The 14522-nt window shown below is 53.2% G+C and carries 15 protein-coding genes; 7 read left to right on the top strand and 8 right to left on the bottom strand.

Annotated elements, in window-relative coordinates; all coding sequences use genetic code 11:
• Nucleotides 1–144: 144 nt before the first annotated feature.
• Both AC3WQT_RS10885 and AC3WQT_RS10880 read right to left on the bottom strand, forming a co-directional pair.
• Nucleotides 145–489 carry an antibiotic biosynthesis monooxygenase family protein gene (locus AC3WQT_RS10885; RefSeq protein WP_492703896.1) on the bottom strand — a complete coding sequence of 115 codons (345 nt, stop codon included), beginning with the start codon at nucleotides 487–489 and terminating at the stop codon, nucleotides 145–147.
• Complete coding sequence (locus AC3WQT_RS10880; protein WP_492703895.1) at nucleotides 486–1691, bottom strand: cytochrome P450; 1206 nt, start codon at nucleotides 1689–1691, stop codon at nucleotides 486–488. Before AC3WQT_RS10880 ends, AC3WQT_RS10885 begins: the two co-directional genes overlap by 4 nt.
• Before the next feature lie 87 nt (nucleotides 1692–1778).
• On the opposite strand from AC3WQT_RS10880, the gene AC3WQT_RS10875 reads away from it, so the two are divergent.
• On the top strand, nucleotides 1779–2495 hold the full coding sequence (locus AC3WQT_RS10875) for an ArsR/SmtB family transcription factor (protein WP_492703894.1): 717 nt from the start codon (nucleotides 1779–1781) through the stop codon (nucleotides 2493–2495).
• 58 nt (nucleotides 2496–2553) lie between these two features.
• Here AC3WQT_RS10875 and AC3WQT_RS10870 read toward each other — a convergent pair whose 3' ends face one another.
• Nucleotides 2554–2889 (bottom strand): hypothetical protein, encoded by a 336-nt coding sequence (locus tag AC3WQT_RS10870; protein WP_492703893.1) that lies wholly within the window; start codon nucleotides 2887–2889, stop codon nucleotides 2554–2556.
• Between the two features lie 275 nt (nucleotides 2890–3164).
• Between AC3WQT_RS10870 and AC3WQT_RS10865 the strand changes: the two genes are divergently transcribed.
• A complete protein-coding gene (locus AC3WQT_RS10865; protein WP_492703892.1) occupies nucleotides 3165–3956 on the top strand; it encodes a class II glutamine amidotransferase in 792 nt (263 codons plus the stop codon).
• Nucleotides 3953–4879: a LysR family transcriptional regulator gene (locus tag AC3WQT_RS10860; protein WP_492703891.1), complete on the top strand. Its 927-nt coding sequence runs from the start codon at nucleotides 3953–3955 to the stop codon at nucleotides 4877–4879. Before AC3WQT_RS10865 ends, AC3WQT_RS10860 begins: the two co-directional genes overlap by 4 nt.
• 33 nt (nucleotides 4880–4912) lie before the next feature.
• On the opposite strand, the gene AC3WQT_RS10855 is transcribed toward AC3WQT_RS10860, so the two are convergent.
• From AC3WQT_RS10855 to AC3WQT_RS10835, 5 genes are all read right to left on the bottom strand, one after another.
• Complete coding sequence (locus AC3WQT_RS10855; protein ID WP_492703890.1) at nucleotides 4913–5308, bottom strand: hypothetical protein; 396 nt, start codon at nucleotides 5306–5308, stop codon at nucleotides 4913–4915.
• Nucleotides 5309–5460: 152 nt separating this feature from the next.
• Nucleotides 5461–6621 carry a BMP family ABC transporter substrate-binding protein gene (locus AC3WQT_RS10850; RefSeq protein WP_492703889.1) on the bottom strand — a complete coding sequence of 387 codons (1161 nt, stop codon included), beginning with the start codon at nucleotides 6619–6621 and terminating at the stop codon, nucleotides 5461–5463.
• Between the two features lie 67 nt (nucleotides 6622–6688).
• Nucleotides 6689–7609 (bottom strand): ABC transporter permease, encoded by a 921-nt coding sequence (locus AC3WQT_RS10845; RefSeq protein WP_492703888.1) that lies wholly within the window; start codon nucleotides 7607–7609, stop codon nucleotides 6689–6691.
• Nucleotides 7610–7615: 6 nt separating this feature from the next.
• Nucleotides 7616–8683 (bottom strand): ABC transporter permease, encoded by a 1068-nt coding sequence (locus AC3WQT_RS10840; RefSeq protein WP_492703887.1) that lies wholly within the window; start codon nucleotides 8681–8683, stop codon nucleotides 7616–7618.
• Complete coding sequence (locus tag AC3WQT_RS10835) at nucleotides 8676–10277, bottom strand: ABC transporter ATP-binding protein (RefSeq protein ID WP_492703886.1); 1602 nt, start codon at nucleotides 10275–10277, stop codon at nucleotides 8676–8678. The genes AC3WQT_RS10840 and AC3WQT_RS10835 overlap by 8 nt, the downstream gene beginning before the upstream one ends.
• Before the next feature lie 525 nt (nucleotides 10278–10802).
• On the opposite strand from AC3WQT_RS10835, the gene AC3WQT_RS10830 reads away from it, so the two are divergent.
• The 4 genes from AC3WQT_RS10830 (at nucleotide 10803) to AC3WQT_RS10815 (ending at nucleotide 14517) form a co-directional block, all read left to right on the top strand.
• On the top strand, nucleotides 10803–11630 hold the full coding sequence (locus AC3WQT_RS10830) for an AraC family transcriptional regulator (RefSeq protein WP_492703885.1): 828 nt from the start codon (nucleotides 10803–10805) through the stop codon (nucleotides 11628–11630).
• A gap of 607 nt (nucleotides 11631–12237) precedes the next feature.
• Nucleotides 12238–12975: an AzlC family ABC transporter permease gene (locus AC3WQT_RS10825; protein WP_492703884.1), complete on the top strand. Its 738-nt coding sequence runs from the start codon at nucleotides 12238–12240 to the stop codon at nucleotides 12973–12975.
• Nucleotides 12972–13292, top strand: coding sequence for an AzlD domain-containing protein (locus AC3WQT_RS10820; RefSeq protein ID WP_492703883.1), 321 nt, complete (start codon nucleotides 12972–12974; stop codon nucleotides 13290–13292). The genes AC3WQT_RS10825 and AC3WQT_RS10820 overlap by 4 nt, the downstream gene beginning before the upstream one ends.
• 46 nt (nucleotides 13293–13338) lie before the next feature.
• The gene (locus AC3WQT_RS10815) at nucleotides 13339–14517 is read left to right on the top strand and encodes a serine hydrolase domain-containing protein (RefSeq protein WP_492703882.1); all 1179 of its coding nucleotides are present in this window, start codon (nucleotides 13339–13341) and stop codon (nucleotides 14515–14517) included.
• Nucleotides 14518–14522 lie beyond the last annotated feature (5 nt).

The following is a 14522-nucleotide window of genomic DNA, read 5'->3' as shown; positions in this document are numbered from 1 at the left end:
TCCTCTCCTAGGAGCCGCGTACTAAAGTACTGTCTTCGTCGCTGACGCCTTGCTGGGACGATTTTGCGTAAGCCCTATTGATATAAAAATTGTTTCTGGTTTGGCGGGATACTACGTCATCAATCTGGGGTGCACTTAATTGAATTAGCCGTGCACCTGACGGCTATCTGTGGGGGCCTGCTCACGCTCCAACAAACCATAGTCACGTACTACCGATGCGATGCGCAAACGATAGCCTGCAAAGATATGACCGCGTCCTTGCGACTGCGCCGCCCGGTGTTCTTCGGTATTGCGCCAGTCGGCGACTGCGGCTTCATCGCGCCAGAATGACAGCGATAAAATCTTTGCAGGATCGACCAGGCTTTGAAAACGTTCTATGGAAATAAAACCATCCATCTCCCTAAGCAGAGGCGCAAGCCCTGCTGCGATATCCAGGTATTCCTGCTTGTTTTCTGCATGCGGTATGACTTCAAAAATCACGGCTATCATGCGCCCTCCTTGTTTTGTATGTTGTGGGTAAATACCGGGATGCGGCCATTCAACGAAGGTCTGTAAGTCCAGCGTAGAGCAGCAAAATCAAATGCAGGTGCGCTCAGCAAGTGAGACAGGCAAGCGGCTGTGATGCGCTCTGCAATGTCTTGGCCAGGGCAGGTGTGGCGACCATGGCCGAAGGTGAACACTTTTCTGTCTGCTCTCTCCAGTTGCAGAATGTCAGGGGCAGCATTTGCCGCCACATCACGATTGGCAGCGGCGAGCAAGACGACGATGACATCACCTGCTTGCAGGTGTTGACCAGCAATTTCGCAAGTCTGGTTGACGAAGCGTCTGGTGTTTTGTACTGGCGCATCATAGCGGGCGACTTCTGCTACCAGTTCACGCAATTTTTGTGGCAACTCTGCACGACCTTCACGCATGATCTTCAGTGTGTCAGGATGAGTTTGCAGAGCAACGAGACTATTGCCTGCCAGCCCAGCAGTGGCCTCATATGTTTGTGACAGCAAGCCTATCAGGTTGGACAAGATGGCATCAGCATGTTGCCAGCCAAGTTGAGTGGCTTCACTTTGCAAGCCTGCCAAAAATCCATACTGTTTTGCCTGGCTGTCTTGTAGCAACTGGCGGAAGCTGTTTTGCAAAGCCTGTGCTGCCACATGCGCCGCATCAATTTGTTCTGCTGTGCTCAAGGGGGAAAGGCAGCGCACGAAATCTGCCATCCAGTTTGCCAGGGCGGGCAAGGTATCTTCTTCAAATCCCAATACACTGCCCATGACATGAACAGGCAGGTCGAACAGATATTGTGTCAGCCCGTTTCCTGTCCTTACATCATATTTGCGCATGAGTTGAGTGGCATGTTGCTGCGTATATGCGGTGATGTCAGACAAATCCAGTTTGCGCAGTGAGCTTTGTATAATTTGCCTGGGCAGGGCGTGTTTCTGGCCTTCATTCATGCGTATCAGATGTGAAAAAACTTCCCCCGCTGATCCCCCCGCAATATTACGCGGCACGGGTTCTGTAACTGGCCTGACGGTGCAAGCGGGTGATTCCAGCACTTGTTGCACGACTTCGGCACGGCTGGCTATCCAGCATTTGAGTTCGGTATCAAAAACCAGAGCTGGCCCTTCACGCAGGCTGGCGTAATATGGGTAAGGGTCTGGATGGCAAGGGCCATTCAGGATAGAGATTTTCTGTGTCATGGCAGGCTTGATGCTAAGTTTGGTGACTAAGTATTGAAATGCAGTATAGGACTTGTCTGCATTGAACAATTCGTCTACCATCAAACTATGAATGCAGAAAATTCCACCAATATAGAATACGCCGATACCCAATTAGCCAAACTGGCAGGTGCCATTGCCGAGCCCGCACGCGCCCGCATGCTGTGCAGCCTGATGGATGGACGTGCCCGCACCAGCACCGAGCTGGCTGTCGTGGCCGAGGTCAGCCCCTCCACTGCCAGCGTGCACTTAAGCAAACTGCTGGAACAGCATCTGGTGAATGTGGTGGCGCAGGGCAAGCACCGTTATTACCAGCTCGCCAGCAATGAAGTCGCGATTGCGCTGGAATCCTTGCTGCTGATCGCCGGTTTGCCCAAGTCACGATTCGTACCCAATACCCCAGACCGCCTGCGCAAGGCGCGTACCTGCTATGACCATATGGCGGGTGAAGTGGCAGTGGGAGTGCATGATTATCTGATGCAGCAAGCCTGGATCAGGCCTGTGGAAGGTGAAGAAACCGCCTATGAATTGACAAGCGCAGGCAGCAAGGCACTGGAAGAACTGGGTCTGGATATCGCCAATACCCGCAAGGCCAGGCGGCGTTTTGCCTGTTCATGCCTGGACTGGAGTGAGCGCACACCGCATCTGGGCGGTGCTTTGGGGGCGGCTTTATTGAATTTGCTGCTAAACCGCGCCTGGCTGGAGCGTGACCTTGACAGCCGGGCACTGGCACTGACCAGCAAGGGCAAGCGTGAATTTCAAAAAGTGTTTGCCATAAAAACCTGAAACACGAACCTTAAGATCTGAGACTGAAGACCGTGGATCCGAGCTGCGCTTACTTTACTTATTCTTTCGTGCCAAGCTTGATCTTGGCAAGTCTGTCAATAATCGCTGGCTTTAACTTGCGGAAGTACACCAGGTCAATTGCAAACATGGAAACAAGGGCCAGGCCGACAGTCAGCACGCAGCTAATCCATATCGAGTCTGGGGCAGCGATGCGGTTCGACAGATAAATTGCTGCGAATATTGTCAAAGCTGTCATGAATTCACGCCAGAATGGCTTGCGTGTCTTGAATGTTTTCTGCGCTGCCAGTAACACCAGTTCAGGGTAGTGTTTGGGCGCAACATCCTTTAATTCAGGTACTGCCAGCAATAAGGCATCGGTGCTGAAATTTTGCATGATTATTCCTTTATCAGCCTGATTTCAGGCCATGTTCAGATTATCTGCCTCAATATGGGCTTAGTCTACGGTCAAAATGTAAAACATTTACCACTGGCATCTTTAAAGCGGCATTTTTCCCAGCTGATATTGCCTGCTTATGCTGCTGACCGTTGTTTTGCCATCAAAGCTGTCCGCAAATAACATAAGCAAACTTCAAAATCTTATATAGATGGGAATAATAAGCGGGTTTGCCTATGGTAAGGTATGTGCAAACTGTTTTCACTATATGCATCATGTGTCAATTACTAGGAATGAACTGCAATACCCCGACTGATATCGTTTTCAGTTTTACCGGGTTTGCAACACGCGGCGGTTTGACTGACGAGCACAAGGACGGCTGGGGTATCGCTTTCTTTGAAGGCAGCGGCGTACGCCTGTTTGTTGATCACCAGTCAGCGGTTGACTCGCCAGTGGCTGAGCTCATCAAACGTTATCCCATCAAATCCAAGAATGTCATTGCCCACATACGCAAGGCTACCCAGGGCCAGGTCAGCCTGGAAAACTGTCACCCCTTCGTGCGTGAATGCTGGGGCCGTTACTGGGTATTTGCCCATAATGGCGATCTGAAGGAATTTGCCCCTGTGCTGGATGGCAGTTTCCAGCCGGTTGGCAATACCGACAGTGAGCGGGCATTCTGTTACCTGCTGCAACGTATGCGCCGTCACTTTGGCGAGCAATTGCCATCCGTGCAACAAATGGCGCAATTCATGCATGAAATTACGGCAGAAATCGCCAGCTATGGCACTTTCAATATGATGCTCTCGAATGGCGAAGCCTTGTTCACTCACTGTTCGACCAAGCTGTACTACATCGTGCGCCAGCATCCCTTCAGTACCGCCGCCTTGACGGATGAAGACGTGGCTGTGGATTTTTCCCAGGTGACCACGCCTGCCGACAAGGTTGCGATCATCGTCACCGAACCCCTGACCACCAATGAAAGCTGGACACAATGTGCATCTGGCCAGATGCTGGTATTTGTTGATGGGGATGTATTGCCTCTTTCACTGTCTGGGGCCACAGCATGAGCCAGCGTTTGATGGATCAGCTGGACACCAATCTCTTGCGTGTCCTGCATACTCTGCTAACTGAGCGCAGCGTCACCCGCACCGCCATGAAGCTGGGGCAATCGCAACCCGCCATCAGCAATATGCTGAAACGCCTGCGTGAAATCACGGGGGATGCCATTCTGGTGCGCGGCAAGAACGGCATGACCGCGACTGAGCGCGGTGAAGAACTATTGTTGCTGGCCCGCCAGGGTTTGAATGTGCTGGAAAGCATCGCCAGCCCGGCCCCGGCTTTCATGCCTGCCTCAACCCAGCGCATTTTCCACCTCGGTGCACCGGATTACCTGAGCGCCCTGCTGATCCCACTCATCATAGAAAAACTGCGCGAACAGGCCCCCAATGCCGGTTTGACCGTGCATGCCCTGAATGCCGGTTTTGATTATGCTGCCGGGCTGGAAAGTGGCGAACTCGATTGCGTCATCGGCAACTGGCCTGACCTGCCACCCCACCTGCATCTGGCGCAATTGTTTGAAGATGAAGTAGTGTGCATGGTGAATCGCAAACACCCGGTCGTCAGCAAGGGTTTGTCGATCAAATACTATCTGGAAATGGCCCACCTGGCCCCCACGCCCTACATGATGGGCCACCGCAGCATCATCGACACCGCACTCGCAGAGCAGGGGCTGAAACGCAAGATACAGATGACCATCCCCTACTTTGGCATGGTCCCTTACGTACTCTCACGCACCGACCTCATCTTCACCACCAGTCGCAGCTTCGCCGTGCAATGCGCCAGGGACTGGCCGATAGAAGTCTTGCCCATGCCGGTCACAGTACCCAAGATGAAGTTCTTCATGCTCTGGCATGAACGTGCGCATGCGGCGGCGGAGGTGCAGTGGTTACGAAGGATAGTGGCGGAGGCTTCGGCTAAGGTGATGGTTTAACGCAAGCACGTAGAAGCTTCATATTTGAAGATACTACCAAAACTTCCACCAAGGTTTCGCATCGGTTCTATCAGCGTATGCCAGTTTGTTAATAACCGGTTTAACGTATTGGGGTTTCTCGACAATTGGCTTGGCATATTGCGGGTATAGCGACGAAATAATAGAAATATCGTTGCTCGCTTGCTGGAAACTCAACCATGCAAGTGGGTCTTTTGTTTTATTTGGACAGTTCTCCCTTCTTCCTGTTGAAGCGCGAACTATGCCTCCATGAACTCTATCCCATGCGAGAGCAGCGTCGTCACATGAAACACCAAGCTCTTCGATAAGTGCGTCGTGAACAAGCTCATAGTCGGCCCCCTTCATTCCCATTGAAATGACTAGAGTAACGACTTCTTCAAGAGTTTTGTTTTCTGGAAGGACGATGTTCATGTCATCGGTCCATCCTGCTGGTATTGATTCTTTCACTGTTTCCTCTAAAAACTCTGTCTTAACAAGCAACTATAAAAATGCGGCCCACAATTGTGAGCCGCATTCTAAATGAAACACAGTATCTTTGGTCTTGAAGGGAACAGTGCCCTACATCAACCCGGCACTTTCCCCTCAACACCCTCGACATAAAACTTGATGTCATGCAGGAACTTGTCATCCGCCACGGCATCCTTGCCCAGCACTTCCTTACCGGTATTGTCCTTGATCGGCCCTTTCCAGATCGGGCCTGTGCCGTCGATGACGCCCTGGCGTTTGTCGGCGATGAGTTTTTTGACTTCGTCTGACAGGCTGCTGTTAAAGGCCTTCAGGTCTATCATGTTTTCTTTCAGGCCCCACCAGGTGGTTTCTGATTTCCATGTTTTGTTGAGTACTTCATCGACGCGCTTGGTGTAGTACACGCCCCAGTCAATCACGGATGCAGCCACATGGGCTTTGGCGCCGAACTTGCTCATGTCACTGTCCCAGCCAAACGCGTAGACGCCTTTTTCTTCGGCGGTTTGTACGACCGCGGCGGAGTCAGTGTTTTGCATGAGTACGTCCACGCCCTGGCCTATCAGGGTGCTGGCGGCTTCGCGTTCCTTGCCTGGGTCAAACCATTTATTGACCCAGACTACCTTGGTGGTGGCCTTGGGGTTGACTGAGCGTGCACCCAGCGTGAAGGAGTTGATATTGCGCAGCACTTCAGGGATAGGGATGGAGCCAACCACGCCGAGTTTGCCAGACTTGCTCAGCTTGCCTGCAGCTACACCGGCGAGGTAAGCGCCTTCATAAGTGCGCACATCATATTGCGCCAGATTGTCGGCAGTTTTGTAGCCTGTTGCGTGTTCAAACTTCACATCAGGAAAATCCTTGGCGACTTTGAGCATGGCTTCCATATAACCAAAGGTGGTGCCAAAGATGACTTTGTTACCCTGATTGGCCAGGTCACGGATCACGCGTTCTGCATCTGCCGCGCTTTCTGGCACGTTCTCGACAAAAGTGGTTTTAACCTTGTCACCAAACTTGGCTTCCACTGCCTTGCGGCCAGCATCATGGGCATAAGTCCAGCCTGCATCACCTACCGGGCCTACATAGATGAAGCCGACTTTCAAGGGCTCGGCGGCTGCCGCTGGCGTTGCAGCGCTGCTGGCTGGTGCAGGCGCTGCGGCACTGGCGCTGGCGGATTTGCTTTCTTCTTTCTGGCCACAGCCAGCAAGACCGACAATAGCCAGGGACAGCGCGGCTGCCAGGGTTTTTCTGCGAGAGATTTTCATGGATAGCTTCCTTGGTTTGATTTTCAGTGTTAATCAAAAAAACGCACAGCAAATTGCATCAATAGACTCAGGCAGACCCCGGGCGGAAAGGCTTGCCCAGTGAGGCTGGCATGTTCAGGCGTATCCAGTCAGGGTTACGCGAGATTAGCACCAGCACGATAATCGTCGCCAGATACGGCAGCATGGATAAAATTTCCGATGGAAGGGCTATGCCTATCGCCTGGAAATGGAATTGCAGTATCGTCACGCTGCCAAACAGTAAAGCACCCAGCAAGACCCGTGCCGGACGCCAGGTAGCAAAGGTTGTTAATGCCAGTGCGATCCAGCCGCGACCTGCAACCAGGCCTTCCACCCACATCGGTGTATACACGACTGACAGATAAGCGCCCGCGATGCCGCAGCAGGCACCGCTAAACAACAATGCCAGGTAACGTATCTTGCGTACAGGGTAACCTAGGGCATGGGCAGATTCTGGTGATTCACCCACGGCTCGCAACACCAAGCCAGCGCGGCTGCGGTACAAGAACCAGATAATGCCGCCGCACAGCAAGAGACCAAAATACACAGCCATATGCTGGTCAAACAGAGCTTTGCCGAGGAAGGGGATATCCGATAAAAACGGTATGCCATGTGGCCCGGCAGGCAGGGACTGGCCAACGAAAGACTGCCCTATGAAGGCCGACAGGCCAGCACCAAAGATGGACAAGGCGAGACCAGTTGCCACCTGGTTGGTCACCAGCACCAGTGCCAGCCAGGCAAACAGGGTCGCCATCAACATGCCGGCAACTGCACCAGCGACAAAACCCAGCCAGGGCATATGGGTCTGGTGGGCCACGGCAAAACCTGTGATGGCAGCGACCAGCATCATGCCTTCGGCACCAAGATTGAGCACGCCTGCACGCTCATTGATCAGCAGGCCCAAAGCCGCTATCAGTAGCGGTGTACCGGAGTTGATGGAGGCGGCGATAAGTGCAGCAAAATTTTCCATGGTCGCTTATTTCTGCCAACGCAGGCGGTAATTGATCAGGGTGTCGCAAGCCAGCAGCAAAAACAACAGCATGCCCTGGAACAGACCGGTGATGGCAGAAGGCAGGCCCAGGCGCGATTGCGCCATTTCTCCGCCGAGGTAAAACAGCGACAGCACCAGGCCACCAAAGATGGTGCCTATGGGATTCAAGCGGCCAATGAAGGCCACGATGATGGCGGCAAAACCATAACCCGGCGAGATGGAAGGCAAGACCTGGCCTATCGGCCCGGCCACTTCAAAAGCACCCGCCATGCCAGCGAAACCACCGGATATCAGCAATGAAGTCCACAAGGCACGGCGGCTGGAAAAGCCTGCATAGCGCGCCGCCAGCGGTGCCAGACCGCCTACCGTCAAGCGGTAACCAGCAAAGCTGCGATACACAAACACGGCCATCAAGCCACTGGCGACCAGCATGACGATAAAGCCAATATGCAGGCGGCTGCCCGAAAACAGGTGCGGCAACAGGTAATCACTGGAAAACACCTTGGACTGCGGAAAATTCATGCCATGCGGGTCTTTCAGCGGGCCATTGACGGCATACATCAGCAGCAATTGCGCGATATAGGTCAGCATTAGTGATACCAGAATCTCATTGGCATTGAAGCGGTCACGCAGCAAGGCAGTGATGGATGCCCACAAGGCGCCACCGATCACGCCCGCGCAAGTTGCCAGCAACAAAACCATGCCACCCGATAAACCTGGCGTGCCGGTATCAAAAAACAATATGGTGCTGCCCGCGGCCAGACCACCGGCAATCAATTGACCTTCAGCACCGATGTTCCAGACATTGGCGCGGTAACAGACCGACAGCCCCAGCGCGCATAAGACCAGTGGCGTGGTCTTCAATAATAATTCGGCGATGGCGGCTTTGTTGCGTATCGGCTCTATCAAAAATACCTGCAAGCCAGTCCAGGGGTTTTTGCCCAGTGCCATGAATAACAGAACACCGAAAAAGATGGTCAGCAATAAAGCCAGCACAGGAGAAAGATAAGCCATGCTACGCGAGCTGGCGGCACGCAATTCCAGCTTAAGCATGCTCACCCCGCGCGGTTCTTTTTTTGCGGCTGCCACCGGTTTTACCGAGGGACACGGTTTCTGCCGTTGTCCATTCTTCCCACAAACCACTCATCCACAATCCTATCTTTTCCCTGGTCGCGCTGGCTGTTGCTATCGATGGTGACAAGCGGCCTTTGGCGATCACATGCATGCGATCACATAATTCAAACAATTCATCGAGTTCTTCCGAGATCACCAGCACGGCACAACCAGCCTGCTTGAGCTTGCGTATCTCATCATGGATTTGCGCTGCCGCACCCACATCCACGCCCCAGGTTGGCTGGGCGACGATGAAGACATCAGGCTGGCGCGTGATTTCACGACCCACGATAAACTTTTGCAGATTGCCACCCGACAGGCTGCGCGCCAGTGCCGCAGGCCCACCCGCCTTGACGCGGAAGCGGGCGATGATATCCGCTGCCGCCTGTATCGTATGACGAAAATTGATCATGCCCTTGTTGACGAAGGGCGCGTGCTGGTGCGACAACAGCATATTGGCAGTCAGGCTCATTTCCGGCACTGCACCACGGCCCAGTCTTTCTTCCGGCACCAGGCTCTGGCCCAGTTTGCGCCTGCTCTCAGGGCCACGGTTGCCTACTGGTTTACCTTTGAGTTCTATCATCTGTGGTGCTGCACGTCTGTCCTCACCAGATAATGCAGCCAGCAGTTCTTGCTGACCATTGCCGGATACACCGGCGATGCCTACGATTTCTCCACCAAACAATTCCAGCTGTATATCTTCGAGTGCCGTAGCAAAGGCATGTGCCTTGGGCAGGCTCAATTGCCTGATCAGCAAACGCGATTCACCCAGGGTGACTGGCTCGGTATGGGCAGATGGTGGCAAGTCCTCACCTATCATCATGCGCGACAGGCTGGCAGCAGTTTCCTGCGCCGGGTCGCAATGCCCGGTGACCTTGCCCGCACGCATGACGGTGGCACTATGGCAGAGTTCACGGATTTCATCTAGCTTGTGGCTGATATACAAGATGCTGCAGCCCTCGGATGCAATCTTGCGCAAAGTGACAAACAGTTTTTGTACTGCTTGCGGTGTCAGTACCGAGGTTGGCTCATCAAGGATCAGCAATTGCGGTTTGGTCAGCAGGGCGCGCACGATTTCCACGCGCTGTCTCTCACCAACTGACAAGGTATGCACATGGCGGTGTGGTTCCAGTTCCAGGCCATAGTTTTCACCGGTCCTGGCGATCTGTTCGGCCAGCTCCAGCATATTCACATTCTGGTCCAGACCCAGAGCGATGTTCTCGGCCACGGTCAGGGTATCAAACAGGGAGAAATGCTGGAACACCATGGCAATGCCCAGCTTGCGCGCATCCTGCGGTGTCGCTACTCTGACTTCCTGGCCATTCCAGCGCACCGTGCCTGAATCTGGCTTGACGGCACCAAAGATGATTTTCATCAGCGTTGATTTGCCCGCGCCATTCTCACCCAGCACCGCATGGATTTCACCCGGTGCCACCTGCAGCCTGACGCCATCATTGGCAACGACTGCCGGATAGCGTTTACAGATGTCGGTCAGTTCCAGCCTGGGCAATATGGGTGAAGCAGCAGAAGTCACTTTGACCTTTCCATCCGGTGGTTGAAATTTTAGTGAACTGTAACAGTGGAAATCGGAGTGCTTGCCACATGCGCGACGATCATGGCTGTGTTGCAAATGCTCGCGATAGCCCCGCTATCTCTCCGCTTTGCGTCTTGCCCTGATTCGCCGGGCACATGTCCTTCGCTCTCGATTTCCACTGTTACAGTCCACTAGACTAGGGAGTAAGCCCCTGGCTGCACATCACGCAGGCGACATGCTGGACATTTGCCTGACATTATAAGTGGCTGCTCAGCGCAAATTCAAAATCTATTTGTCATTTGGTGCAAGATGAAAATTGCCCATGCAATTTAAAATCTACAGAAATCATGTAAATTTTTTCCTGCGCCTGTTTGCGTTGTTTTCCAGCATCAGCAAAAACCTCGCATACAAAATTTTGTGAACGAATTGTTTTCAGGCAAATGTATTGTGCGGCTGAATGTACGATTAACTGACTAAGTATAGAATAGCCCTTAATAATCAGACCTTTACAGCATTTCTTCCTGCATGGACAAACCAGCCACCTTCCGTGACGACGCCCATTTCTGGCGCAGCCCGCTGCTGCCGGATGCTGAGTTGCTGACGGCTGAATATTTCGCGCAAGAGTTTGCCCCGCACTGGCATGAGAGCTTTTCCATCCCCGTCATACAGTCTGGCGCACAAACCTATCGCTATCGCGGCAGCCGCTGCCTGGCCTCAGTTGGTTGCATCGCTGCCATCAATCCCGGCGAAGTGCATACAGGTGAAAGGGCAACCGAGCATGGTTGGGCTTACCGCGCTTTTTATCCGTCGGTAGACTGGATGCAGCAGCTAGCCAGCGACATGGCAGGCAGCGCCGTCGGCGTCCCCTGGTTGCCGGATGGAGTCATTGAGGATGCTGAAGTCTCTGCCCAACTTGCCTTTGCACACCGTTTGCTGGAAGCGGGTAGCGATCCGCTCGCAGCCGAAAACGCTCTGACCGCAGGCTTTGCCCTGATGCTGTCGCGCTACGCCCGCACGCGTCCGGCTGTACAAACCGTTCTGCCTGATGCAGCCAGGGTAGAAATCATGAAATCCCGACTTAGCGAAGAACTCAGCGCCGCCATCAGCCTGACCGAGCTGGCGCAAGAGGTAGGCCTGTCCAGTTTCTACGCAGCCCGTTTGTTCTCCCGCACGACTGGCATGCCGCCACATGCCTGGCGTAATCAACTGAGGCTGAACCGTGCGCAGAGTCTGCTGCGGCAGAATTTGTCGGTGACTGATATTGCGGCAATGACCGGGTTTGCGGACCAGAGTCATTTCACGCGGCATTTTAAGAAGGCGTTTGGGGTTGCTCCGGGGAGATGGCGGGTTTGAAATTATCAAGGCCAATGATAGATTTACTTTACCTATAGCTATTTGACACATAGGTTGACGTTGGGGTTGTTGTTGCTTTTGACGTTTGTAGTTCCGATGTGTCGATGCCTTTGCTGCGAGGCAGAAAATGGATTAAGAAATGACCGTTGTTTGAGCCGCAGGCGAGTTTTGGGCATTTCCCATTTTTTGACTTGCAGCAAAGGGAACCCCCTTCAGGGGGCAACGACGCCTCGGTCGCCTTCTTTGGCTTACTTTTCTTGGCGAGACAAGAAAAGTGAGTAGCTGCCGGGCTACCCCCGGCCTGCAATCTCAAATGATGTGTGCCGGTAATAGGAAAGATGCATAAATAAAACGAACTTGAAGTTAATGCACGTCACGACGTGCAGCGAACACCACTGGAGCGCCAGCCTGGTGGATTCCAGCCAAAAACACGCTGGAATGACGTAACTAGCATTTAGAGTCATTTAATTTACTTTCAGCCAGGTAAGGTGCATAAGTAAATTCTTTATTTCAAATAACGCCCCCAAACCGCAAGAACGTACAAGCCCACTCCCCAATTAGCAGGCAAGATCCCATTCAATCGCCATCCGCAATATGGAATCACCCCATGCCCTCAAGCACAAGAATGAAGCACTTCACCGCTGGCATCCGCGACACCGTCCCCATGCTGGTCGGTGCCGCCCCTTTCGGCATGATCTTTGGCACCCTGGTCGCCACGGCACAAATGCAAGCCTGGCAGGGGCAGTTGATGTCGCTGGCAGTGTTCGCCGGGTCCAGCCAGTTCATTGCTACTGGCCTCATTGCCAGCCACACTGGCATGCTGGTGATCTGGCTGGCGACTTTTATCGTTAATTTGCGTCACATGCTGTATGCGGCCGCCCTCATGCCGCATGTCCGCCATTTGCCAAGGCGCTGGCGCTGGGGGCTGGGGTTTTTGCTGACCGATGAAACCTTTGCCGTGGTTGACCGCTATTACCGCCAGCATCCAGACAACGCATTGGGGCACTGGTATTTCCTGGGTTCTGGCTTGTCCATGTACGCCAACTGGCAAGTCTGGACGCTGATAGGCCTGATGTTCGGGGCGATATTCCCGCAATTGCAGACCCTGGGCCTGGACTTTGCCATGGTGGCAACTTTCATTGCGATAGTCGTGCCGCAATTGTTCAAGCGCCCGCATTTGCTGGCGGCCATTGTCGCTGGCAGCACTGCCTACGCCTTGCAGCACTTGCCTTACAAGCTGGGTTTGCTGGTGGCGATTGCCTTTGGGGTGGCGACTGGCATGCTGGTGTCGCGCTTTAGTAAACAAGACAATAAAGAAAAACAAATCGTAGTGGAGCAGGCATGAATATCACTTTGACTATCCTGGGCATGGCCATCATCACCTTTCTGGTCAAGGTGCTGATTTTCATTCTCGGTGACCGTGTGGCATTTTCCGGTAACCTGAAAAAGGCGCTGGAGTTTGTGCCAGTGACGGTGCTGACAGCCATCATCGTTCCCATGATCTTGTCACCGCATGGCAAGGATCTGGAATTGAGCTGGCGCAATCCGCAACTGGTGGCAGCAACTGTAGCAGCCTTGCTGTGTGCGGTGACCAGGCATCAACTGGCGACTATCATCGTCGGGCTGATGGTGTTCTTTAGCTGGCAATATATGTTGAGTTAAGTCCTTGCGCTAATATGTATGCTTTATCGCTTTCAGCATTCAGCAAATGACTTACAGCTTCAGCCCGGTTAACGCCGCGATGCAAAAATATGTGGACAGGCAAATTCTGTCCGGTGTCTCGACAGCCGTGCTGGTCGGGCGCGAGTTGGTGCATCAGCACTGCACAGGATGGGCAGACCGCGAAAGCCGGACGCCCATGCGGGATGATCATTTGTTCCGGGTGTTTTCCAATACCAAGCTGATTACCTCAATAGCAGTTTTGCTGCTGATGGAAGATGGCAAACTGGAACTCGACCAGCCTGCAGAAGAATTTCTGCCGCAACTGGCGCACCTGCGGGTACTCAAACCTGGAGCGACTGACATCAATGATACCGAGCCAGCGCGCAGCAAGATTACCATCAGACATTTGCTGAACCATACTGCCGGTTTAAGTTATGGCCTGCTCGATCATGGCACTGTCATGTACAAGGCCTACAACGAAAAGCGGGTCATGAATGCCTTTACCAGTCTGGCCGAGATGATGGATGTGCTGGCAGAATTGCCACTGAGTTTTCATCCCGGCGAAGCCTGGGAATATTCGATAGCGACTGACGTATTGGCGCGGTTGGTCGAAGTAGTCAGTGGCATGAGCTTTGACCGTTTCCTGCAATTGCGCATCTTGAACCCCCTGGCCATGCACGACACCAGCTTTGTTGTGCCTGAACACAAACTGGACAGGCTGGCCTCTTACTATGCTGGAACCGATCCGCAAAATATCTTGCAGCGTGGCTTGCGCAAGCTGGACAAATCACCTTATCCCGGGGCTTTCACAACGTCGGTGGCACGACTGTCCGGCGGCGGTGGCCTGGTATCAAGCATGCAGGACATGCTGGCATTGATGCGCAGCTTCATGCCGGATGGCGATACTTTGCTCAGGCCTGAGACTATCAAACTGATGATGCAAAACCATTTGCCTGCTGGTACAGGCATTGCTTTTCCCGGAGTGGGAGATGTACCGGGCAAGGGTTTTGGTTTTGGGGGAGCGGTCACTCTGCGGCCTTCATCAATAGATCCACCAGCTGGGACAGGTGAGTTTGAATGGGGCGGCATTGCCGGTACCCATTGGTGGATATCTCCTCGCCATAATGTTGCCGGGGTATTGATGACGCAAAGATTAATGAGTTTCTGGCATCCGTTCTCTTTTGATTTTAAGAGGCTGGCATATGAGGCATTAGGATTAAAATAAATAGA

The organism is Undibacterium sp. FW305-107, from assembly GCF_058788535.1.
The sequence above is the reverse complement of the archived record's forward strand: the minus strand, read 5'-3'. Positions and strand labels throughout refer to the sequence as shown.

What these genes read in the sequence shown, in the direction of transcription:
- AC3WQT_RS10885 (WP_492703896.1), bottom strand. Translation starts at nt 489, where the DNA reads ATGATAGCCGTGATTTTTGAAGTCATACCGCATGCAGAAAACAAGCAG.
- AC3WQT_RS10880 (WP_492703895.1), bottom strand. Translation starts at nt 1,691, where the DNA reads ATGACACAGAAAATCTCTATCCTGAATGGCCCTTGCCATCCAGACCCT.
- AC3WQT_RS10875 (WP_492703894.1), top strand. Translation starts at nt 1,779, where the DNA reads ATGAATGCAGAAAATTCCACCAATATAGAATACGCCGATACCCAATTA.
- AC3WQT_RS10870 (WP_492703893.1), bottom strand. Translation starts at nt 2,889, where the DNA reads ATGCAAAATTTCAGCACCGATGCCTTATTGCTGGCAGTACCTGAATTA.
- AC3WQT_RS10865 (WP_492703892.1), top strand. Translation starts at nt 3,165, where the DNA reads ATGTGTCAATTACTAGGAATGAACTGCAATACCCCGACTGATATCGTT.
- AC3WQT_RS10860 (WP_492703891.1), top strand. Translation starts at nt 3,953, where the DNA reads ATGAGCCAGCGTTTGATGGATCAGCTGGACACCAATCTCTTGCGTGTC.
- AC3WQT_RS10855 (WP_492703890.1), bottom strand. Translation starts at nt 5,308, where the DNA reads ATGAACATCGTCCTTCCAGAAAACAAAACTCTTGAAGAAGTCGTTACT.
- AC3WQT_RS10850 (WP_492703889.1), bottom strand. Translation starts at nt 6,621, where the DNA reads ATGAAAATCTCTCGCAGAAAAACCCTGGCAGCCGCGCTGTCCCTGGCT.
- AC3WQT_RS10845 (WP_492703888.1), bottom strand. Translation starts at nt 7,609, where the DNA reads ATGGAAAATTTTGCTGCACTTATCGCCGCCTCCATCAACTCCGGTACA.
- AC3WQT_RS10840 (WP_492703887.1), bottom strand. Translation starts at nt 8,683, where the DNA reads ATGCTTAAGCTGGAATTGCGTGCCGCCAGCTCGCGTAGCATGGCTTAT.
- AC3WQT_RS10830 (WP_492703885.1), top strand. Translation starts at nt 10,803, where the DNA reads ATGGACAAACCAGCCACCTTCCGTGACGACGCCCATTTCTGGCGCAGC.
- AC3WQT_RS10825 (WP_492703884.1), top strand. Translation starts at nt 12,238, where the DNA reads ATGCCCTCAAGCACAAGAATGAAGCACTTCACCGCTGGCATCCGCGAC.
- AC3WQT_RS10820 (WP_492703883.1), top strand. Translation starts at nt 12,972, where the DNA reads ATGAATATCACTTTGACTATCCTGGGCATGGCCATCATCACCTTTCTG.
- AC3WQT_RS10815 (WP_492703882.1), top strand. Translation starts at nt 13,339, where the DNA reads ATGACTTACAGCTTCAGCCCGGTTAACGCCGCGATGCAAAAATATGTG.